Here is a 21,072-nt window from a genome sequence, read left to right as displayed (position 1 = left end):
GTCGCCTCAGAGGTGTTCAGCCGTCTCACAAATTCATCAGAGATTTGTTACGCACTTGGGGCACAACTGCCGTTTGAGCAGGGCGATTTCTGGAAAATCAGCGATCGCGGTCAAGGTACGCGAGCACCGCCAGGACGCGCCGATTGTCATCGTCCGACACCTCTAGTCCCAGTTTGGTGAAGATGTTGGAGGTGTGCTTGGCGATGGCCCGTTCCGTGACGACGAGCTGCCCGGCGATCGCCGCGTTCGAACGGCCCTGCGCCATCAGCTCCAGGACCTCCGACTCCCGCGGTGTCAAGCCCCCCAGCGGCCGGTCGTCGGCCCGCCGGGACAGCAGCTGCTGGATCACCTGCGGGTCCATGGCCGTACCGCCCGCCGCGACCCGCCGTACGGCGTCCACGAACTGCTCCGCGTCGAACACCCGGTCCTTCAGCAGGTACCCCACCCCGCCCCTGCCGTCGGCCAGCAGCTCGCGCGCGTAGAGCTGCTCGACGTGCTGGGAGAGCACCAGCACCGGCAGCCCCGGCCGGTCCCGTCGCGCCCTGAGCGCGCACTGCAGCCCCTCGTCGGTGTGCGTGGGCGGCAGCCGTACGTCCACCACGGCCACGTCCGGCCGCAACTCGGCCAGCGCCTCGGTGAGTTCGGGCCCGGACTCGACGGCGGCGGCGATCTCGAAGTCGTAGGCCTCCAGCAGCCGTACCAGCCCGTCGCGGAGCAGGAACAGGTCTTCGGCTAGGACAACACGCACGGAATCTCCATGGTGACCATGGTGGGACCGCCCGCGGGGCTGCTGACGGCCAGGACGCCGTCGAATGTACCCAGCCGCCGCTCCACCCCGGCCAGCCCCGACCCGGCGCCGATCACCGCGCCGCCCCTGCCGTGGTCGGTGACCGAGATCCGCAGCATGCCGTCGGTGTGGTGCAGGTCCACCCAGATCCGGTCGGCACCGGAGTGCTTGACCGCGTTGGTCAGCACCTCGCTCACCGCGAAGTACGCGGCCGACTCCACCGGCGCGTCCGCCCGCCCCGGCAGCTCCACCGTCACCTCCGTGGGCACCGGCAGCCGCAGCGCCAGCGCCCGTACGGCGTCCCCGAGCCCGCGCTCGGCCAGCACCGGCGGATGGATCCCCCGCACCAGGTCCCGCAGCTCGCCCAGCGCCTCCACGGACGCCTGCCGGGTCTGCGCGAGCAACTGCCTCGCCTTCTCCGGGTCCTTGTCCAGGAGCATCTCGATCGTCCCGAGATCCATGCCCATGGCCACCAGCCGGGCCTGTGCCCCGTCGTGCAGATCCCGCTCGATCCGGCGCAGCTCGGCGGCCGACGTGTCCACCGCGTCCTTCCGCGTCTCCGTCAACACCCGCACCCGCTCCACGAGTTCACCCTCCCCGGGGTCGAGGACGGCACGGGTGAGCCGGAAGTGGGCGGCCAGCAGCCGCGGGCACAGGTACCAGGCGCCGACCAGCAGTACGGCGGCGGTCGCCGCGGCGCCGAACGCGGTGGCCTGGTTGGTGACCGGCACGAAGCCGTACCAGTAGGTGCCACCGAGGGTGAGCACCCGCCACAGCCCGGCGGCCACCGCGAACCCCTCGAACGGATAGAACAGCAGCACCGCCGGCAGCAGCGCGGTCACGAACCCGGCCGTCATGTCGACGAGCAGCCACAGCACGTCCCGCCCGACCTGCGGGTCGCGCAGCATCCCGAAGGTCCTGGTCCACGGGTTGGCGTCCGCCGGGACCGCCCGGTACGCCGAGCGGATCCGCACCCCGCACCACTCGAACGCGAGCCGCCGCCGCACGTCCGCCACGTCCCGGACCCCGCCCAGGATCCACGGCGTGGTGACGATCCCGACCCCGATCGGGATCAGTGCCACCGAGACCGCGACCAGCACGAAGCAGAGCACCGAGACCGGCAGAACCACCAGCGCCAGCACCAGCCCCCGCACGGCGGCGAGCAGGGTCTCCCGGGCCCGGTCACGGAAACCACCGCTGTTCGTGTTCGTCGTCATGCGGTCAGTCTGTCCGACCGGACGAGCGACGGTCACTGGCCCGAAGGCCCATGTCAGGGGGTGGTGCTGGATACACCTCGCGACATGCCGTCCGTCGACTGCGGCGCCGTCGTGGCTGCTCGCGCCCACGCGGCGGTAGCCGCATATCGGATACGGCCCCGCGCCCCTTACGGGGCTTCAGGCAGCGCCCCCGAAGGGGCGCGGGGAAACTGCGCGATCAACCCCCACCGGCCCGCACCCTGATCACGACCCGATCCGCCCCACTCCAAGCACCCTCGCTTCGGCATCGGCGTCGAGTCCCATCCCCGCCCGCACCGGCACCGCACCGCCGAGCCCCCGCAGCCACCCCCACGTGTCGGCCACCGTCTCCTCCACCGCCCGGCACCGCAGCCCCGTCGCCACCGCCCGCGACACGTCCAGCCGGTGCACACCGTCGTACAACTCGCCGCCCGCCGGCACCCACACCGGCAACTGCACCCACGGCTCGATCCCGGCGCCGAGGATCACCTCCGCGTCGGTCCACCGCAGCTCCGCGTCCGAACCGGTGCTCCGGCGGCAGGCTTCGAGCAGCTCGCCCATCGTGGTGTGCCCGGGCGGCGCGACCAGGTTGTACGGCCCGGACAGCTCCTGCTCGACCGCCCCGAGGGTCCACTCGGCGAGGTCGCGGGCGTCCACGAACTGCACGGGCAGGTCGCGCGGGCCCGGCGCCAGCACCGGCCCGCCCCGCGCGATCCGGTCCAGCCACCACGGCAGCCGGCCGACGTTCTCGTACGGCCCGAGGATCAGCCCGGCCCGCACCAGCACCGAGCCGTCCGCGCCGAAGGACTCGACCGCGGCCAGCTCGCCGCCCAGCTTGTCCTGCGCGTACTCGGTCGCCTCCGCGCCGGCCGCGGCCCCCGTCACCAGCGGCGCCTGCTCGGTGTAGCCCGCCGGCCGGGGCCACGCGTACACCGAGCAGCTGGACACGTACGTATACCGTCCGGCACGGCCCCGCAGCAGCCGTGCCGTCTCCTGTACCGCCCGGGGCGCGGCCGACCAGGTGTCGACGACCGCGTCCCACTCGGTGCCGTCCGCCAGCGCCGTGAGGCCGCCCGGTGCGGTGCGGTCGCCGGACAGCGGCCGCACCCCGGGCGGGGGCCGGTGGCGGCCCCGGTTGAAGACGGTCACCTCCCAGCCGCGCCCGAGCGCCGCCTCGACGACGGCCCGCCCCACGAACTCCGTACCGCCCAGCACCAGAAGCCTCATGCCGCTGATCGTGCCCGCGCCGGACGGCGGACGTAACGGGGTTCAGCCGAGGGCGGAGCGGCCCGCCGGCGAGGCGCCGGTGGCCTCGCTACGGCCTCAACGGCCGGTCGGCGGGGTGTACTTGTATCCCACCCGGCGGACCGTCTGGATCGCCCGGCGGTGCTCCGCGCCGAGCTTGCGGCGCAGCCGGGCGACATGGACGTCGACCGTGCGGCCGTCGCCGACATGGCCGTAGCCCCAGACCGTGGTGACCAGCTGGTCGCGGGTGTGCACCCGGTTCGGATGCGCCACCAGATGGGCGAGCAGCTCGAACTCCAGGTAGGTCAGGTCGAGTTCACGCCCGTCGACCTGGGCGGTGCGCTCCACGGTGTCGACGGTGACGAGCGGCCGGGCGCCGTTCGCGGCCGGTTCCCGGTCCGGTTCCTGCGGGTCCGGTACCGCGACCGGCAGGAAGGGCGGCTGCTGGTCGGCCGGGACCAGCACCAGGTAGCCGATCATCGGCGGCTGGCCCGGCAGGATGGGCAGGGTGTGCTGCGGGGCGGGCAGCCAGGTGGCGCCCGGCGGCAGCAGGTCCGCCATGTCCACCACCTCGTCCCGGTCGACGGCCCGCAGCCGGTGCCGGGCGGGCGAGGAGGAGGTGAGGGCGGAGGCGGGGGAGAGGGAACGAGTGGTCGCCATGAGACGTCAGCTCTTTCGCGCGAGGAGATCAGTCGGTCGGGACGACGGCCGCGATTCGTGGTCGGGCGCGCCGGGGACGTACTGCGTTCCGCGCTGGCCGAAGGCCGGGGTGTACGGCTTTAGAGGGCCCGCGCGTTCATCGCGCGGCAACACACCCGGTCGAAGTCGTGGTGCTGACGGGAAGGCCAGAACGGCTCAAGGTCCTGGCGACCCGTCGCGCTGCACTTCTGGAAGCTGGCCATGGGGCCATTGAAGCAGACACAGCCCGGAAACAGGACCCTTCTCTCACTGCTTGGACGCTTCCTTGGCATGACGTTGACGATGTCGGCCTTCCCTCACCAGGCGTTTGTGCCTGGTCGGTGGGGTGGGCTCGAGCGCCGTCTCCGGCTTGCCGTTCCACACTGTGGACAGCAACGCCGCAGGGGCGCCCACCACGACGGTGGACGCCCCTGCGGGAGAGCTGTCTGCGGGTCAGACCTGGCCGGCCTTGTCCAGGGCGGAGCAGCAGGTGTCGACGATCAGCCGGGTCACGACGTACGGGTCGACGTTGGCGTTCGGGCGGCGGTCCTCGATGTAGCCCTTGCCGTCCTTCTCGACCTGCCACGGGATACGGACCGAGGCACCGCGGTTGGAGACGCCGTAGGAGTACTCGTTCCACGGGGCGGTCTCGTGCAGGCCGGTCAGGCGGTCGTCGATGCCGGCGCCGTAGTTCTTGACGTGGTCGAGCGGCTTGGAGCCCTCGCCGAGCGACTCGCACGCGGTGATGATCGCGTCGTAGCCCTCGCGCATCGCCTTGGTGGAGAAGTTGGTGTGCGCGCCGGCGCCGTTCCAGTCGCCCTTGACCGGCTTGGGGTCGAGGGTCGCCGAGACGCCGAAGTCCTCGGCGGTGCGGTAGAGCAGCCAGCGGGCCACCCACAGGTGGTCGGAGACCTCCAGCGGGGAGACCGGGCCGACCTGGAACTCCCACTGGCCCGGCATGACCTCGGCGTTGATGCCGGAGATGGCCAGACCCGCCTTCAGGCAGTTCTCGAGGTGGGCCTCGACTATCTCGCGGCCGAAGATCTCGTCGGCGCCGACACCGCAGTAGTAGCCGCCCTGGGGGGCCGGGAAGCCGCCCTCGGGGAAGCCCAGCGGGCGGGAGCCGTCGAAGAAGGTGTACTCCTGCTCGATGCCGAAGATCGGCTCCTGGGCGGCGAACTTCTCCGCGACCTCGGTCAGCGCGGCGCGCGTGTTGGAGGAGTGCGGGGTGAAGTCGATGTCCAGGACCTCGCACAGGACGAGGACGTCGTCGCCGCCGCGGATCGGGTCCGGGCAGGTGAAGACCGGCTTGAGCACGCGGTCCGAGGAGTGCCCCTCGGCCTGGTTGGTGGAGGACCCGTCGAAGCCCCAGATCGGCAGCGCGTCGAGACCGGCGGGGGCGCCCGCGATGATCTTCGTCTTCGAACGCAGCTTGGCCGTCGGCTCGGTGCCGTCGATCCAGATGTACTCAGCCTTGAAGGTCACGGGCCACATCCTTCGGGGTGGGTCGGGCGCACTTGCGGGTGCAGCGGCGCTACGGCACTGGGGCGCCTCGGTGTTGCCCGGCAGCCTGTCAACAGGCGATTTCCCGATCATTGCTCGAATGTGAACCCGGTGTTACCTGGTGGTTCTGTGCTGCGAATCACGTTGTGAGACCCGGGCCGACGGGGTACCGAGCCCAATTCGGGCGCTGTCCCGGCCCCTTCGCGGCGGCCGCCGGCTTTCCCTCCGCGAAAGCCGGCGGCCGTGCCTCGACCCGTTCTCCTCGACCCGTCGTCCGGGTCAGCCGACCTTCTGGATCAGCGCGCGCCGGATCAGGAACTTGCCGGGCTCCCGGACCTGTTCGAAGGCGGCGTTGTTGAGCAGCACGCAGCTGCCGGAGACCGACGTGACCTTCACCGTCGTGGACTTGTTGTTGTCCAGGTTGGTGACCTTCAGCGTGGTCCCCGCCGGGAACTGGTTGCTGGAGGCGGCCGGCGCGCCGGCCTCGCCGGAGAGCGTGACGGTCGAGCCCTTGCAGACCTGCTGCCCGGAAGCGGCGGCGCCCCCGGTGTTACCGGTGTTGCCGGCGGCCGCGCTCTTCGAGGGCGCCGCCGTGGCGGTCTGCCCGGTCTGCCCGGTCTGGCCCGTCTGCGTACCGCTCGCCGCCTGGGAGCCCTGAGCCGACTCCCCAACGACGCAACCGGACGCCTTCTGCTGGACCTTGATCTGGTCGATGACCGCCTCGCGGTTGGCGATCCGGGCCGACGACTGGGCGTCCGGGTTCGCCTTCTGGTCGGCGATGAACTTCTGGTTGTTGCCGAGGGCCGTGGCCAGCCCCGAGCAGACCGTCGAGTCCGCGGCCGACGACAGTGTCTTCGCGTTCTGCGAGGGCTGCGCGGCGTTCGAGGTGGTCGCCAGGACGAAGGCCCCGCCGCCGGCGACGGCTGCGGCGCCGACCAGCAGTGCGATCGACTTCTTGGCGCCGAGAGTTCTCCTACGCGACATGCGCGCCTCCTGAAGGGGGTGGGGGAACGTACGCCGGTAGGTACGAGATGCCGAACGCCGTTACTCAGTGGTTACAGGAGTCACTGAAGTAACCTACGTCACATTGAAATTGAGGGGTGTTCAGTTCTTGCCCCTGGCCAGCGCCTCCTGTACGGCCTCGTCGGTACGGGCGACGACCGCCGTGCCGTCGTCGGCGGTGATGATCGGCCGCTGGATGAGCCTCGGGTGCTCGGCGAGAGCGGTGATCCACCGGTCGCGCGCGCTCGCGTCCCGCGCCCACTCCTTCAGTCCCAGCTCCTTGGCGACCGCCTCCTGGGTGCGGCTGATGTCCCACGGTTCGAGCCCGAGCCGCTCCAGTACGGCCCTGATCTCGTCCGCGGTCGGGACGTCCTCCAGGTAGCGGCGGACGGTGTACTCGGCCCCCTCGGCGTCGAGCAGGCCGATCGCGCTGCGGCACTTCGAGCAGGCGGGATTGATCCAGATCTCCATGCGGGGAACGGTACGCGAGCCCCTGCCGGGCACCGCTCTGTTCGAATTCCGGGGGTGTCCTGGAAGCCTCTCACGCACATCGCGCCCCACCCGAAATACCCTTCTCCACCTGGCTGTTCGGCGCCTTTACGGGCTGTCTCATTGTCAGTGGTGGCCGGTACACTGGTAGCAGTGTTCGAGAGAGTCGCCGGGCTGTCCGGGGGCGCTCCCACCGCGACAGGAGGATGCCTGTGCCCGCTGCCGCACTGAAGCCGAAGCCGAAGTCCCTGCCGACCCAGTCCACCGCGAAGCGTGCCGTGCTGCTCGACTCGCCCTACGCGCCGGCGGAGAAGCGCCCGCTGCCGGCCGGACGGCCACGCGAGTGGTATGTCACACACAACCGCCGCCTGAAGGCCATGCGCCTCGCCATCGCCCTGCTCGACTCCGGCGTCTACCTGCCCAACCAGGCGCGCAACGAGACGATACGGAGCACGGCGGAGAGCATCGGCATCCACCCGCCGTCGGACACGACCTGCCACATGGTGCGGGCGCTGATGCGATATTCGCGGTGAGCCGGTGGTGCCGGGTGCCGTGTGTTCCGCGCGGCGCCCGGCGCTTGTCCGACCGGGGGCTGCCGCCCCCGGGCCCCCGCCGTCGGGGGTGCGCCCTTGTGGTCCGGCTGTGGGCCGGTGGGGGTTGCTCGCGCTGTTCCCCGCGCCCCTAAAAGGGGCGCTGCCGCGAGAGCCCGCTCAGCCGCTCAACTCCCGTTCCAGCGGCGTCCGGAACCGTGGGGTCACCCGCGCGGTGCCCACCCATCCGCGCAGCCGCTCCGCCTCCGCCTCGATCGCCGGCTCGGCCTCTCTGCGGATGCCGGGATCGGGGATCCGCCAGACGATCCCGCCGTCCCGGCGCTGCGCCCAGCCGCCCACCACCAGCCCGTTCCACCACACCGTCGGCCCCACGTTGCCGCTTCGGTCGAAGAGCAGCGGACGGAGCTCCGGCGGCAGGTACCAGTCCCGCCGCTGCCAGGCCATGGCCGTCGGGTCGAGGGCGGGGAGGAGGGCCGCCCAGGGCCGGGACGGCGCCGGGACCTCCGGCAGGTCACCGGCCGTCACATAGCCCGTGTCGCCCTCGTCCAGGGTCACCTGCTCCGCCCCGATCGCCGTCAGCGCCCGGCGGACCTCGGTCACCCGCCACCCCGTCCACCACTTGAGGTCCGCCTCCGTGGCCGGCCCGCAGGCGTGCAGCCAGCGGTTCAGCAGGACCGCCTGGGCCTCGGCCGGGTCCAGCTCCGGATGGTCCGGTGCCGGTGCCCAGCGGAACTGGCTCGACGTCCAGGAGCCCAGCGGGCGGCCCCGCACCACCTTGCCCTCCACGCCCAGGACCCTCAGCAGGCGCGTCGAGACGGTGTGGACGCCCTCGTAGCTCTTGCCCGCGGCGTACGGGAACTGCTCGCGCAGGCGGGGCTCGGCGGCCGCCAGCTCGGTCGCCGTCGCCTGGCCGCGCCGGGCCAGCTCCGCGAGCGTCGCGGACTCGACCTCCGCGAGCCAGGCCGCGTCCGGGGCGCCGGCCCGCGCCATGTCCTTCAGCAGAGCCGCGCGCTCGCGGGCGGCCACCGTCAGGCCCGTCGAGGCGTGCACGACCGCTGTGAGATCCGCGGGGAAGACGAACACCGTGTGCCGCATGCCGTGCATCCGCACCAGGGAGCGGTCCCCGTACAGCGCCCGCTCCGTCTCCGGCACCGTCTTCGCCGCCTCGGCCAGCCGGGCCCCCACCGCCAGGTACACCGTCGCCGGATCCGAGCCGTGCAGCGCCACCAGCGCCTCGGCGACCTGCTCCGGCGCCGTTGCCCGCGCCGGGGCCGCCAGCCGGTGGCGCAGTGCCAGCCGGGCGCGCCGCTCCGCCACCCCGATGTGCCGCCGCCCGCCGCTCATGCCGACCTCCCCGTGGACTCCCTGACCGCATCCTGCCCGACGCCACTGACAATCACCTGTTCGCCGGGCTCGGCATGCGCGGGCCCGGGAACCTCCCGTTCACTTCGATCAGCACGTGACGGAGGGAGCGGTCGCCGCAGCAGCCGCCAGAGGGGAGCGACGGATGGCCACACCCGCCGACCGTGCCGCCCGCGGCAGGGCCGCCCGCAAGTGGGCCCCGCGCTCGGCCCACGCCTTCTGGCTGCCCTCCGTCGACCGCCCCGACCCCGTCGCCGTACTGGAACGGCAGGGCCGCGACCGGCTGCCCGAGCTGCTGCCCATCCGGTACGGGAGGATGGCCGCCTCGCCCTTCGCCTTCCTGCGCGGCGCGGCCGCCGTGATGGCCGCCGACTTCGCCGCACAGCCGCACACCGGACTCACCGTGCAGCTCTCCGGAGACGCGCATCTGCTGAACTTCGGGCTCTACGCCTCCCCGGAGCGGACCCTGCTCTTCGACCTGAACGACTTCGACGAGACGTTCCCCGGGCCCTTCGAGTGGGACGTCAAACGGCTCGCCGCCTCCGTCGCCGTCGCCGCCCGCGAGAACGGGCACAGCGATCCGCAGGCCCGGGCCTCCGTCCGGGCGGCCGTGGCCGCCTATCGGACCACCATGCGGCGGCTGGCGGGGCTCGGGGAACTCGCCGTCTGGTACGAACGGATCGACGCCGACAGCCTGATGACCCTGGTCCGCTCCGCGCGCCGCCGGCGCCGGGCCGAGGACACCCTCGCCAGGGCCCGGCGCCGCACCAGCCTGCACGCGCTCGGCCGGCTCACCGAGACGACCGGCGGACAGCGCCGCATCATCAAGGACCCGCCGCTCCTGGAACCCGCCGGCGCCTCCGACATGGCCTCCCTGCGCAAGATCTTCAGCGACTACCGCTCCACCCTCGGCGAGGAGCGCCGGCTCCTCCTGGACCGCTACCGCTTCGTCGACGCGGCCCGCAAGGTCGTCGGCGTCGGCAGCGTCGGCACCCGCTGCTTCCTCGTGCTCCTGGCCGGCCGCGACGCCGACGACCCGCTGTTCCTGCAGATCAAGGAGGCCCGGACGTCCGTACTGGAACCGCATCTGCCGAGCGGGCCGTACGGCCACCACGGCCACCGGGTCGTCGCCGGACAGCGGCTGCTCCAGGCCGCCGCGGACATCTTCCTCGACTGGATGACCGGCCCTCAGGGCCGCGCCTTCTACTGGCGCCAGCTACGCGACATGAAGGGCTCCGCCGAGGTCGCCGCCATGGCCCCGAAGGGCCTGCGCGACTACGCCGCCCTGTGCGGTACGACCCTGGCCCGCGCCCACGCCCGGTCCGGTGACCGCATCGCCATCGCCGCCTACCTGGGTGGCACCGACCTCTTCGACCACGCGGTCACCGACTTCGCCCTCGCCTACGCCGACCAGACCACCACCGACCACGCCACCCTCGGCGCGGCCGTCACGGCGGGCGTCCTGACGGCGGCACCGGGGCTCTGAACCGGCCGCCCCGGCCCGCCCCGGTTCAGCCGTGGTCCTTCAGCAGCGTCGTGACGAACTCCCGCCGGTCGTCCGGGTGGTCGTGGAACCACAGGCCCAGCCGGTGCTGCGCGTCCGGGAGTTCGAAGCGGGTGTACCGGGACCGGCTGCGCAGGGCGTCCTGGACGGCCGCCGTCACCTGCGGCGGGATCACCGCGTCCGTGCCCGGCACCGCCAGTACCGCACGGCCCGTGTAGGAGCGCAGCGCCGCCAGGGCGGGTGAGGCGCGCCAGGCGTCCGGGGTGCGGATGAGCTCGGTGAAGCGGCCGGTGCCGTCGCCGAACGGGACGTCCCAGGACTCCGGCGTGTAGACCGCGGGTGAGCAGAGGCCGATCGCCGAGGCGCGGTCGCCGTAGTGCCGTACGAGATCCGCGACCGTCTGGCCGCTCATGCTGAAGCCCACCAGAACCAGCGGGCGGTCCGGTTCCACCTGGGCGTCGATCACCGCCGTCGCCTGCTCGAAGCGGCGGCGCAGGCTCAACTCCGCGAGTGCGCCGGTGCTTTCGCCGTGGCCCGAGAAGTCGAAGGCCAGGGCGGGGCAGCCGTGGGCGGTGAACTCCGCGAGCAGCGGGCGCAGTCGCCGCTCGTTGCCGGTGCCGGCGCCGTGCAGCAGGACGGCGACCGGTCCGCCCGTGCCGTCGGTGCCGTCCGCGGCCGGAGTACGGACCCCGCGGAGCTGTTCGCCGTCGTACTCGTGGGTGAAGCCGGTGAGTTGAACCATGGCTCCCATTCACCCACGGCTGCGCCCGGGTGCGCACACACGTGTCACGCACGTGGGCACGCACGAAAACGGGATGCACGCCGTGTGACCGGTTCCCTACGCTGGATACGCGTTGCGGAGTGGTCCACCACCGCTTTCCGAAGGGCCGGCCGCGCCCCCGGGACTCGGGGCTACACTGCCGCGCACCGACGAACGGCCGCCCGTCCCCCGCGTGCCGTCGGATCCGTCGACCGCTCACACACCCACGCCACGGAGACCCGTCATGGGCACCATCGTCCTATCCGGAACCGTCGTCCTGGTCATCCTGGGATTCGGCAATCACAACTGGTGGCTCGCCGCCGTCGCCCTGCTCTTCGTGTACGTCCAGTACGGACGGGGCTCGTCGTCGGCCTCCTCGTCGGGCGGTTCGTCCGGCGGCGGAGGGGGCCAGGCCGGCGACTACAAGACGTACCGCGAGCGCCGTGACCAGCAGGCCAAGTGGGAGCGCCGCTACCGCCGCGAGCGCCCCCTGGAGTCCCGGCGCCAGCAGAACGAGAAGGGGAAGTAGGCAGCAGGTGCCTCCGGCCGGTCAGAGGCCGGGGGCACCCCAGACCGGGAACCAGCGGCTGAGGTCCTGCTCGATCCGCAGGTCGTTCGCGAGGACCGCCTTGACCTGCAACTCCAGCGCGCTGTCCCGCCGCTGACCGGATCCGGGCAGCGGTGCGAAGGGGTAGAACGTGCCCCGCTTGTAGAGGTAGACGAGCGCGAGCCTGCGTCCGCGCTCGTCCTCGAAGGCGGCCAGGGAGCAGAGCAGCTGCGGGCCGAAGCCGTTGACCTCCATCGAGCTGTTCACCGCGTGCAGGTCGTTGACCAGCTGCGGAAGCTGGTCGGGGGAGCGCTGCGAGACCAGCCAGGAGTATCCGTAGTCGTCCTGGTGCAGCTCCACCGGAACGCCGCCGCGGTCCGTGTCCGCGTCGAGGAGCGCCTGGACCTCCCGGTGGGTCTGCTCGAAGGCCGCGCCCTCCACGGTGGCGAAGCACACCGCGCCCCCGCCGGTGGGCCTGAATCCGGCCGCCGCCTCCAGCGTCACCGCCGCCGACGGCAGCGCGAACAACTGGTCCAGATCGGGCGCGACCGGCTTCGTACGGCCCAGCAGGATGTCCAGGAACCCCATGCTCACCCGGCCTTTCCGGGCGTCGCCGCCTCACCCAGCTCCGCCGAGATCCGCCCCAGCTGCTCCAGCCGCTGCTCCAGGGTCGGGTGGGTGGAGAAGAAGCGCTCGATGCCGGGCTCCTTGCCGGTCGCCGGGGTGAAGTAGAACGCGTTGAAGGCCTGGGCCGTGCGCAGGTCCTTGGTCGGGATCCGGGCGATGTCCCCGGTGACCTTGGTGAGTGCCGAGGCCAGCGCGGAGGGCCGGCCGGTGAGGTGGGCGGCGGCCCGGTCGGCGGCCAGCTCCCGGTACCGGGACAGCGCCCTGATCAGCAGGAAGCTGATCGCGTACACGGCCGCGGAGACCCCGATGATCGCGGCGAACACGGCGGCGGTGTTCTGGTCCCGCCGGCCGCCCCCGAAGAGCTGGGAGTAGAACGCGAACCGCACGATCAGCCCCGCGATCACGCCCAGGAAGGACGCGATCGTGATCACGGCGACGTCCTTGTGCGCCACGTGCGACAGCTCGTGCGCGAGCACACCCTCCAGCTCTGCGGGCTCCAGCCGCCGCAGCAGCCCCGTGGTCACGCACACCACGGCATGGTCGGGGTTCCGTCCGGTCGCGAACGCGTTCGGCATGTCCATCTCGGAGACGGCGACGACGGGCTTCGGCATGTCCGCGATGGCACACAGCCGGTCCACCACCGCATGCAGCTCGGGATACTCCTCGCGCTCCACGACCCGGCCGCGCATGGCGAACATCGCGATCCGGTCGGAGAACCAGAACTGCGCGACGAACATCGCGCCCACCAGGACGACGACCAGCAGCCACGACTTCAGCAGCACGATCAGCGCGGCAACGAAACCGACGTACAACAACCCGAGCAGGAACAGCGTGACCGTCATCCGCACGGTCAGCCGCCGGTCGCTCCGGAAGCGGCTCTGCATCTTGCACCACCCCGCAGTCAGGCACTCGTCCCGCTGTCCAGTGTGCACCTGCCGGGGGCAATGAGGAGGTTCCGAACGTGCCTAGTAGCGGCAAAAGGTCCCTGTGAGGGTGCGGCGCCGTCGTGGTTGCTCGCGCAGTCCTGCTAGTAGGGCGACCGCGTCTGTATGTACCCCAGCAGGACGATCACCGCCGCCACGCACCCCAGTACCAGAGCCGTCGACACCCACGACGACCTTCGTGGCCCCGCCGGTCCCGGGTCCGCCCGGAACGGTACCGGGTCCGGAGGGTTCTCCCGCCACCGCGCGGCCAGCATCCGGGCCCGCGCGGACGGCTCCTTGTGTTCCGCCTGGTCGGCCCAGCGCAGGTCGAACTCGCGGTCCTCGTCGTTCTGTTGCGACATCCCGTACCCCCCGTTTCGAACGCCAGTACCCAGGCACGATACGACGGCGCCCCCGCCCTGAGAAACAGGAACGGGGGCGCCGGTGGCCGCGGGGGCGTCTGTCACACGTCGAAGTACAGCTCGAACTCGTGCGGGTGCGGACGCAGCTGGAGCGGGGCGATCTCGTTGGTGCGCTTGAAGTCGATCCACGTCTCGATCAGGTCGGGCGTGAAGACGTCACCGGCGAGCAGGAACTCGTGGTCGCGCTCCAGGGAGTCGAGGACGGCCGGGAGGGAGGTCGGGACCTGGGCCACGTTCGCGTGCTCCTCGGGAGCCAGCTCGTAGAGGTCCTTGTCGATCGGCTCGGCCGGCTCGATCTTGTTCTTGATGCCGTCCAGACCCGCGAGGAGCAGGGCCGAGAAGGCCAGGTACGGGTTGCCGGAGGAGTCGGGCGCGCGGAACTCGACGCGCTTGGCCTTCGGGTTCGAACCCGTGATCGGGATACGCATCGCGGCGGAGCGGTTGCGCTGCGAGTACACCAGGTTGATCGGCGCCTCGAAGCCCGGGACCAGACGGTGGTACGAGTTCACCGTCGGGTTGGTGAAGGCGAGGAGGGAGGGGGCGTGCTTGAGGATGCCGCCGATGTAGTAGCGGGCGGTGTCCGACAGGCCCGCGTAACCGGCCTCGTCGTAGAAGAGCGGGGAGCCGCCCGCCCACAGGGACTGGTGGACGTGCATGCCCGAGCCGTTGTCGCCGAAGATCGGCTTCGGCATGAAGGTCGCGGTCTTGCCGTTGCGCCAGGCCACGTTCTTCACGATGTACTTGAAGAGCTGAAGGTCGTCGGCGGCGGCGAGCAGCGTGTTGAACTTGTAGTTGATCTCCGCCTGGCCGGCGGTGCCCACCTCGTGGTGCTGGCGCTCGACCTGGAGGCCGGACTTGGCCAGCTCCAGGGAGATCTCGGCGCGCAGGTCGGCGAAGTGGTCGACCGGCGGGACCGGGAAGTAGCCGCCCTTGTAGCGGACCTTGTAACCACGGTTGTCCTCGACGGCACCGGTGTTCCAGGCGCCGGCCTCGGAGTCGATGTGGTAGAAGGACTCGTTCGCGGAGGTCGCGAAGCGGACGGAGTCGAAGACGTAGAACTCGGCCTCGGGGCCGAAGTACGCGGTGTCGGCGATACCGGTCGACGCCAGGTACGCCTCCGCCTTCTTCGCCACGTTGCGCGGGTCACGGGAGTACTGCTCGCCCGTGATCGGGTCGTGGATGAAGAAGTTGATGTTGAGCGTCTTGTCCCGGCGGAACGAGTCCACCCGGGCGGTCGACAGGTCCGCACGCAGCGCCATGTCGGACTCGTGGATCGCCTGGAAACCACGGATCGACGATCCGTCGAAGGCGAGCTCCTCGTCCGGGTCGAACGCCTCGACGGGCAGCGTGAAGTGCTGCATGACGCCCGGCAGGTCGCAGAAACGGACGTCGATGAACTTGACGTCCTCGTCCGCGATGAACTTCTTGGCCTCGTCGGCGTTCTGGAACATCCAGCTCCTCCTACTCCCGGCCGTTCCCGTGCCGGGGTGGTAGTTCGTTCGTGCGGCCAGTGCGGTGGCACACGTTGTCCTCGACCCTAGGGACGGGTGATTTCTCGGGCGTGACCCGTTTGTTTCGCTGAAGTTAACCGACCTCGGTTCCACCGTAGCCCGCGGCACCCCGCCGACCCAGGGGGCGGGCCGGGCCCAGTACCGTGGACGGGTGGACAACAGGCAAGCAATCGGATCGTGGCTCTCCGGACCCCGTGCGGCCATGGAAGAGGCCGGTGCGGAGTTCGGGTACCGGGGCGAGCAGCTGGGTCTGCCGGAGGACGGGCCGGGCTCCATCGCCCGCCCGGGGCGGCGGCTCGGTGCGCTGGTCGTGGACTGGGCGCTGTGCGTCTTGATCGCATACGGCCTGATCACGCACGGCTACACGCCGGCTACCGGCAACTGGGCGCTCCTCGTCTTCTTCGTCCTCGGTGTCCTCACTGTGGGCACGATCGGGTTCACGCCGGGTAAGCGGCTGTTCCGGCTGCGGGTGGTCGGCGTCGGCACCGGCCGGGTGCAGCCGCTGCGCGCACTGGCCCGCACGGTGCTGCTGTGCCTCGCGATCCCGGCACTGGTCTGGGACCGGGACGGCAGGGGGCTGCACGACCGGCTGGCGAAGACCGTAGAGGTCCGTATGTAGGTGCGGCGCCGTGGGGGCTGGTCGCGCAGTTCCCCGCGCCCCTTACGGGGCACGATGTCCGCGGGCGGTCGTGCCGCTGGGGCGGCACGGTTGGGCGCGGGCGGCACCCTGCAAGCGCCGGTAAGCGTCCCCACCCCCGGCCCGCCCCCACCCCGGCTCACCTCCTCCGCAGCACCCGCGCCAGCAGCTCCCGCAGCTCTCCCTCCGGGTCGGGTACGGCGCCCTCCGACCGCCACGCCACGAACCCGTCCGGCCGCACCAGCACCGCCCCGTCCGCCGTCGTACCGTGCGCGGCCGCCCAGTCGCCGGCGCCGGCGCCGTCCTCCGTGTCGTACACCAGATCGGCCGCCGTCCCCGGCGCCCCGATCCGGTACGTGTCCAGCCGCATCCGCTCCGTGTCCGCGATCCGCCGGGCGGCCGCGTGCCAGGCCGCACCCCCGGCCGAGGCCGCGTCGCTCAGCAGGACCAGTGACCGCTCGTACAGGTCGAGCGTCGAGATCCGTTCGCCCGCGCGGCGCAGCCACAGGTGCGGGGCCCGGCTGCCCGGCTGGCCGGTGAGGTTCATCCCGTCGGGGACGAGCGGCTGGTCCGGGTCGGCGCCGAGGACCGCGCCCTTCGGGTAGCGGTAGCCGAGGACGATGTTGAGGATGCCGCCGCGCCTGCCCGCGCCGATGCCGGGGGCCGGCGCGAAGCCCGGGTGGCTGTGCTCGACGGAGCGGGCGGAGGCGCGGGCGCTGGTGGCGAGGGCGACCGGGCGGCGCTCGGCGTCGTAGGAGTCGAGGAGCCCGGCGCCGGCCCAGCCGTCGAGGACCGCCGCCAGCTTCCAGGCCAGGTTGTGGGCGTCCTGGATGCCGGTGTTGGAGCCGAAGGCCCCGGTCGGGGACATCTCGTGCGCGGAGTCGCCGGCCAGGAAGACCCGCCCGGACGAGTACCGTTCGGCGACCCGCTCGGCCGCCCGCCAGGACGCGCGGCCGGTGATCTCGACGTCGAGGTCGGGGACGCCGACCGCCCGCCGGATGTGCCGGGTGAGGCGTTCCTCGGTGAACTCGTCGAGGGTTTCGCCGCGTTCGGGGTGCCAGGGCGCGTGGAAGACCCAGCGCTCCTTGTTGTCGACGGGGAGCAGGGCGCCGTCCGCCTCCGGGTCGGTGAGGTAGCAGCAGATGAAGCGGCGGTCGCCGACCGTGTTCTGGAGCAGCTTGGAGCGGAAGGTGATGCTGACGTTCGCGAACAGGTCGCCGGGGCCCGTCTGGCCGATGCCGAGCCGGCCGCGGACCGGGGAGCGCGGGCCGTCGGCGGCGACCAGGTAGTCCGCGCGGACGGTGTACATCCGGTCGGAGTCACGGTCGCGGACGTACGCCGTCACTCCTTCGGGGCCCTGTTCGAAGGACTCCATCTCGTGGAAGTAGCGCAGCTCGCCGGTGAGCGACTCGGCCGCCTGGCGGAGCACCGGTTCGAGGTCGTTCTGGCTGCACAGGCACCAACCCGTCGGGCTGAACCTGGCGAGTCCGCCCCCCGGGTCGATCTCCTTGAACAGCCATTCCCCGGCGTCGCCGACCAGCGTCGGGGTCTGCAGGATGCCGTGGTTGTCGGCGAGGAGGGAGGCCGCGGCCTTGATGTCCGGCTCGATGCCCGCTCTCCGGAACAGCTCCATCGTCCGCACGTTGTTGCCCCGGCCGCGTGGGTGGATCGAGGTCCCGGAGTGTCTCTCGACGAGCATGTGGCGGACGCCGAGTCGGCCCAGGAAGAGGGACATGGACAGGCCCACGAGGGAGCCGCCCACCACGAGGACGGGGACCTGGTGATCGGTTCGCTGGTGCATCGGGCACTCCAGAGGCGGGTGTTGGTGCGTCAGGTGCGTTGGAACGTCCATGCCCCGTCCGGGCCCCTCCGGGAGGGGTTCCGCGTGCTCAATCACCCACCTGGTTCACGCGAGTCGCGCGCATCCGAGGACCGGCACAGGATCAAGAAGCGCTGACGCCGCGTCATCGGCGAAGGCGCAGGCCGCTGCCCCAGCGAAGGAGATGTGCGAAGCATGACGACGATCTCGGAAAAGGTTTCGGAAAAGCCGACCCGAAAGACCCGCCCGGTGTCGACACGGGTCTCCCAGTCAGTGTTCGACGGCTCCCGGCTCCGGGTCGTCCTGCTGGTGGACGTCTACGACGGCGCGCAGCAGCAGTTCCTGGAGGCCTACGAGCAGCTGTGCAGCCAGGTCGCCCAGGTGCCCGGGCACGTCAGCGACCAGCTCTGCCAGTCGATCGAGAACCCCTCGCAGTGGCTGATCACCAGCGAGTGGGAGAGCGCCCCGCCGTTCCTCGCCTGGGTGAACAGCGAGGAGCACGTGCAGATGGTGAAGCCGCTGCACAACTGCGTCCGCGACACCCGCTCGCTCCGCTTCCACGTCGTACGGGAGACCGGCGGACCGTCGGCCGACGCCGTACGCGTGCTGCAGGCCCACCCCCGGATGGGCGACGGCGTGATCCGCCACGCGCTCACCTTCACGGTCACGCCGGGCAGCGAGGCCAAGGTCGCGAAGATCCTCGCGGACTACGCCTCGCCCCAGGCGAAGGTCGACGACTCCACCCGGCTCTGCCGCACCTCCCTGTTCATGCACGGCAACCGGGTGGTGCGGGCCATCGAGGTGCGCGGCGAGCTGATGGCCGCCCTGCGCCACGTCGCCCGGCAGCCCGAGGTGCGGGCCGTCGAGGAGGCCATCAACCCCTACCTGGAGCAGGAGCGCGACCTCGACGACCAGGAGTCCGCACGGGTGTTCTTCACCCGGGCGGCGCTGCCGGCCGTGCACCACGTCGGTGCCGAGGAGCCGGTCGAGGGCGAGCGCCACGCGCTGTACTACCCGGCCCGTCCGGGCTGCGGGATGCGGCTCGCGGAGCTGCTCGCCCAGCAGGACGAGGCCGCGGCCGAGGACCCGGCGAGCCCGGTCCTGCACAGCACGGTCTTCCAGCGCGACGACGTCGTCGTCCGCCTGGTCGAGCAGCGGCCCGGGACGCCCGTGGACGTCACCCCCGCCCACGCGCTGACCGCCCTGCTGGACGGCGACACGGTGCGGATGGAGCTCATCACCGACCGCCGCTCGCCGGACGCCTGACCCTTCACCGTCGCATCACCCCCACGGAGGAACGCAGACATGCAGCCCATTCCGAAGATCGTGGACCTCAGCGAGGTCGAGCCCAACACCCGGCGCGGCGGCGATCTGCGCGCCATGCTCACCCCGGCCACGGTGGGTTCCACCAGCGGTTTCATGGGTGTGGCCATCGTGCAGCCGGGCGACCGCATCGCCGAGCACTACCACCCGTACTCCGAGGAGTTCGTGTACGTCGTCTGCGGCGACATGGAGGTCGACCTGGACGGCGAACCGCACCCGCTGCGGCCCGAGCAGGGACTGATGATCCCCATCAACATGAAGCACCGTTTCCGCAACGTGGGCAATGTCGAGGCCCGGATCGTCTTCCACCTCGGCCCGCTGGCGCCGCGCCCGAGCCAGGGCCACGTCGACACCGAGGAGACGGAAGCCGTCGCCGTGGGGCAGGTCCGGTCGTGACCCGGCGCGTGGCGGTTACGGGCATAGGCATCGTGGCTCCGGGGGGTGTGGGCGTACCGGCGTTCTGGGATCTGCTCGCCTCGGGCCGGACCGCGACGCGCGGCATCACCTTCTTCGACCCCTCGGGCCTCAGGTCGCGGATCGCCGCCGAGTGCGACTTCGACCCGGCGGCGCACGGCCTGGACGCCGAGGAGATCGAACGGGCGGACCGTTACATACAGTTCGCCCTGGTCGCCGGTGACGAGGCGGTCCGGGACTCCGGGCTCGACCTCGGCCGGGAGGACCCCTGGCGGATCGGGGTCTCCCTGGGAACCGCGGTCGGCGGGACCACCCGTCTCGAGCACGACTACGTCCTGGTGAGCGGCGCGGGCCAGCGCTGGGACGTGGACCACCGGCAGGCGCAGCCCCAGCTGCACCGGGCGTTCTCCCCGAGCACCCTGGCCTCCGCGGTGGCGGAACGTTTCGGCGCCCAGGGTCCGGTGCAGACCGTCTCCACCGGCTGCACCTCGGGCCTGGACGCCGTCGGCTACGCCTTCCACACCGTCCAGGAGGGCCGCGCCGACATCTGCATCGCCGGCGCCTCGGACTCCCCGATCTCACCGATCACCATGGCCTGCTTCGACGCGATCAAGGCCACCTCCCCGAACAACGACGACCCCGAGCACGCCTCCCGGCCCTTCGACAACCGCCGTGACGGGTTCGTCATGGGCGAGGGCGGCGCGGTACTCGTCCTGGAGGAGCTGGAGCACGCCAAGGCCCGCGGCGCGCACATCTACTGCCAGCTCGACGGCTACGCCACCTTCGGCAACGCCTACCACATGACCGGTCTCACCAGCGAGGGCCTGGAGATGGCCCGCGCCATCGAGACCGCCCTGGACCACGCCCGCCTCGACCCCACCGCCATCGACTACGTCAACGCGCACGGCTCCGGCACCCGGCAGAACGACCGCCACGAGACCGCCGCCGTCAAGAAGGCCCTCGGACAGCACGCGTACAGCACGCCCATGAGCTCCATCAAGTCCATGGTGGGGCACTCGCTCGGCGCCATCGGCGCGATCGAGGTCGTCGCCTGTGTGCTCGCCCTGGCCCACCAGGTCGTCCCGCCCACCGCGAACTACGAGACCCCCGACCCCGAGTGCGACCTCGACTACGTGCCGCGCGTCGCCCGCGAACGGCGCCTCGGCGGCGTCCTGTCCGTGGGCAGCGGGTTTGGCGGCTTCCAGTCCGCGGTGATCCTGACCCGGCAGAGAGGACGGACACGATGAGCGAACCCCGGTCTCGACGGGCCGCCGTAACCGGCATCGGTGTCGTCGCGCCCAACGGAACCAGCACAGAGACCTTCTGGAAATCCGTCCAGGAGGGACGCAACGTCCTCGACAAGGTGACCCGCGACGGCTGCGAGCACCTGCCCATGAAGGTGGCCGGACAAGTCCGCGACTTCGACCCGGCGGCCGCCGTCGAGGAACGCCTCATCGTCCAGACCGACCGCTTCACGCACTTCGCGATGGCCGCGGCCGACCTGGCGCTCGAAGACGCCCGGCTCGGCCGCGCCGACACCGACGACTGCCCGTTCGACGTCGGCGTGGTCACCGCGGCCGGCTCCGGCGGCGGCGAGTTCGGCCAGCGCGAGCTCCAGCAGCTCTGGGGCAAGGGCAGCCGGTTCGTCGGCCCCTACCAGTCCATCGCCTGGTTCTACGCGGCCAGCACCGGCCAGATCTCCATCCGGCGCGGCTTCAAGGGCCCCTGCTCGG

Annotated in this window: 22 protein-coding genes; 8 read left to right on the top strand and 14 right to left on the bottom strand. The window is 71.6% G+C overall.

Features of this window, described 5'->3' with window-relative positions; translation table 11 throughout:
• Positions 1-97: 97 nt before the first annotated feature.
• The 7 genes from ACWGKQ_RS47865 to ACWGKQ_RS47835 form a co-directional block, all read right to left on the bottom strand.
• On the bottom strand, positions 98-748 hold the full coding sequence (locus ACWGKQ_RS47865; RefSeq protein WP_453298403.1) for a response regulator transcription factor: 651 nt from the start codon (positions 746-748) through the stop codon (positions 98-100).
• A complete protein-coding gene (locus tag ACWGKQ_RS47860; RefSeq protein WP_453298402.1) occupies positions 733-2,004 on the bottom strand; it encodes a sensor histidine kinase in 1,272 nt (423 codons plus the stop codon). Before ACWGKQ_RS47860 ends, ACWGKQ_RS47865 begins: the two co-directional genes overlap by 16 nt.
• A gap of 243 nt (positions 2,005-2,247) precedes the next feature.
• Positions 2,248-3,249, bottom strand: coding sequence for an SDR family oxidoreductase (locus tag ACWGKQ_RS47855; RefSeq protein WP_453298401.1), 1,002 nt, complete (start codon positions 3,247-3,249; stop codon positions 2,248-2,250).
• Between the two features lie 96 nt (positions 3,250-3,345).
• Entirely contained in the window at positions 3,346-3,927 is a 582-nt protein-coding gene (locus ACWGKQ_RS47850; RefSeq protein WP_453298400.1) for a winged helix-turn-helix domain-containing protein, read from the bottom strand.
• Between the two features lie 471 nt (positions 3,928-4,398).
• On the bottom strand, positions 4,399-5,430 hold the full coding sequence (gene glnII, locus ACWGKQ_RS47845) for a glutamine synthetase (protein ID WP_453298399.1): 1,032 nt from the start codon (positions 5,428-5,430) through the stop codon (positions 4,399-4,401).
• 297 nt (positions 5,431-5,727) lie between these two features.
• The gene (locus ACWGKQ_RS47840) at positions 5,728-6,432 is read right to left on the bottom strand and encodes a hypothetical protein (RefSeq protein WP_453298398.1); all 705 of its coding nucleotides are present in this window, start codon (positions 6,430-6,432) and stop codon (positions 5,728-5,730) included.
• Between the two features lie 120 nt (positions 6,433-6,552).
• Positions 6,553-6,921: an arsenate reductase family protein gene (locus ACWGKQ_RS47835; RefSeq protein ID WP_453298397.1), complete on the bottom strand. Its 369-nt coding sequence runs from the start codon at positions 6,919-6,921 to the stop codon at positions 6,553-6,555.
• A 230-nt stretch (positions 6,922-7,151) separates the two neighbouring features.
• Between ACWGKQ_RS47835 and ACWGKQ_RS47830 the strand changes: the two genes are divergently transcribed.
• Positions 7,152-7,472, top strand: a complete 321-nt coding sequence (locus ACWGKQ_RS47830) for a hypothetical protein (RefSeq protein ID WP_089101213.1) — start codon at positions 7,152-7,154, stop codon at positions 7,470-7,472.
• A 177-nt stretch (positions 7,473-7,649) separates the two neighbouring features.
• On the opposite strand, the gene ACWGKQ_RS47825 is transcribed toward ACWGKQ_RS47830, so the two are convergent.
• Positions 7,650-8,834: a winged helix DNA-binding domain-containing protein gene (locus tag ACWGKQ_RS47825; RefSeq protein WP_453298396.1), complete on the bottom strand. Its 1,185-nt coding sequence runs from the start codon at positions 8,832-8,834 to the stop codon at positions 7,650-7,652.
• A 163-nt stretch (positions 8,835-8,997) separates the two neighbouring features.
• Between ACWGKQ_RS47825 and ACWGKQ_RS47820 the strand changes: the two genes are divergently transcribed.
• The gene (locus ACWGKQ_RS47820; protein ID WP_453298395.1) at positions 8,998-10,338 is read left to right on the top strand and encodes a DUF2252 domain-containing protein; all 1,341 of its coding nucleotides are present in this window, start codon (positions 8,998-9,000) and stop codon (positions 10,336-10,338) included.
• A 25-nt stretch (positions 10,339-10,363) separates the two neighbouring features.
• On the opposite strand, the gene ACWGKQ_RS47815 is transcribed toward ACWGKQ_RS47820, so the two are convergent.
• Positions 10,364-11,098: an alpha/beta hydrolase gene (locus tag ACWGKQ_RS47815; RefSeq protein ID WP_453298394.1), complete on the bottom strand. Its 735-nt coding sequence runs from the start codon at positions 11,096-11,098 to the stop codon at positions 10,364-10,366.
• A gap of 262 nt (positions 11,099-11,360) precedes the next feature.
• Here ACWGKQ_RS47815 and ACWGKQ_RS47810 point away from each other — a divergent pair, with 262 nt between their 5' ends.
• Positions 11,361-11,645, top strand: coding sequence for a hypothetical protein (locus ACWGKQ_RS47810; protein ID WP_453298393.1), 285 nt, complete (start codon positions 11,361-11,363; stop codon positions 11,643-11,645).
• A gap of 21 nt (positions 11,646-11,666) precedes the next feature.
• On the opposite strand, the gene pspAB is transcribed toward ACWGKQ_RS47810, so the two are convergent.
• The 4 genes from pspAB to glnA all read right to left on the bottom strand — a co-directional run bounded on the left by pspAB (position 11,667) and on the right by glnA (position 15,086).
• Positions 11,667-12,251 carry a PspA-associated protein PspAB gene (gene pspAB, locus ACWGKQ_RS47805; RefSeq protein WP_453298410.1) on the bottom strand — a complete coding sequence of 195 codons (585 nt, stop codon included), beginning with the start codon at positions 12,249-12,251 and terminating at the stop codon, positions 11,667-11,669.
• Positions 12,252-12,253: 2 nt separating this feature from the next.
• Positions 12,254-13,174: a zinc metalloprotease HtpX gene (gene htpX / locus ACWGKQ_RS47800; RefSeq protein ID WP_453298392.1), complete on the bottom strand. Its 921-nt coding sequence runs from the start codon at positions 13,172-13,174 to the stop codon at positions 12,254-12,256.
• Between the two features lie 143 nt (positions 13,175-13,317).
• Positions 13,318-13,575 carry an SCO2583/SCO2584 N-terminal domain-containing protein gene (locus tag ACWGKQ_RS47795; RefSeq protein ID WP_453298391.1) on the bottom strand — a complete coding sequence of 86 codons (258 nt, stop codon included), beginning with the start codon at positions 13,573-13,575 and terminating at the stop codon, positions 13,318-13,320.
• 101 nt (positions 13,576-13,676) lie between these two features.
• Positions 13,677-15,086, bottom strand: coding sequence for a type I glutamate--ammonia ligase (glnA, locus tag ACWGKQ_RS47790; RefSeq protein ID WP_453298390.1), 1,410 nt, complete (start codon positions 15,084-15,086; stop codon positions 13,677-13,679).
• A 211-nt stretch (positions 15,087-15,297) separates the two neighbouring features.
• Here glnA and ACWGKQ_RS47785 point away from each other — a divergent pair, with 211 nt between their 5' ends.
• Positions 15,298-15,765: an RDD family protein gene (locus ACWGKQ_RS47785; RefSeq protein WP_453298389.1), complete on the top strand. Its 468-nt coding sequence runs from the start codon at positions 15,298-15,300 to the stop codon at positions 15,763-15,765.
• Between the two features lie 157 nt (positions 15,766-15,922).
• Here the strand turns inward: ACWGKQ_RS47785 and ACWGKQ_RS47780 are convergent, their stop codons facing one another.
• Positions 15,923-17,584, bottom strand: a complete 1,662-nt coding sequence (locus ACWGKQ_RS47780) for an FAD-dependent oxidoreductase (protein WP_453298388.1) — start codon at positions 17,582-17,584, stop codon at positions 15,923-15,925.
• A 213-nt stretch (positions 17,585-17,797) separates the two neighbouring features.
• Here ACWGKQ_RS47780 and ACWGKQ_RS47775 point away from each other — a divergent pair, with 213 nt between their 5' ends.
• The 4 genes from ACWGKQ_RS47775 to ACWGKQ_RS47760 form a co-directional block, all read left to right on the top strand.
• Positions 17,798-18,868, top strand: coding sequence for a SchA/CurD-like domain-containing protein (locus ACWGKQ_RS47775; RefSeq protein ID WP_453298387.1), 1,071 nt, complete (start codon positions 17,798-17,800; stop codon positions 18,866-18,868).
• Between the two features lie 39 nt (positions 18,869-18,907).
• Positions 18,908-19,321 carry a cupin domain-containing protein gene (locus tag ACWGKQ_RS47770; RefSeq protein ID WP_189260617.1) on the top strand — a complete coding sequence of 138 codons (414 nt, stop codon included), beginning with the start codon at positions 18,908-18,910 and terminating at the stop codon, positions 19,319-19,321.
• The gene (locus ACWGKQ_RS47765; RefSeq protein ID WP_453298386.1) at positions 19,318-20,586 is read left to right on the top strand and encodes a beta-ketoacyl-[acyl-carrier-protein] synthase family protein; all 1,269 of its coding nucleotides are present in this window, start codon (positions 19,318-19,320) and stop codon (positions 20,584-20,586) included. Before ACWGKQ_RS47770 ends, ACWGKQ_RS47765 begins: the two co-directional genes overlap by 4 nt.
• On the top strand, positions 20,583-21,072 hold a 490-nt coding region (locus ACWGKQ_RS47760; protein ID WP_453298385.1), incomplete at its 3' end, for a beta-ketoacyl synthase N-terminal-like domain-containing protein. The genes ACWGKQ_RS47765 and ACWGKQ_RS47760, both read left to right, overlap by 4 nt.

The sequence above is a fragment of the Streptomyces sp. NPDC054770 genome (assembly GCF_053611985.1).
Note: the sequence above shows the minus strand (reverse complement) of the source record. Positions and strands in the feature narration are given on the sequence as shown.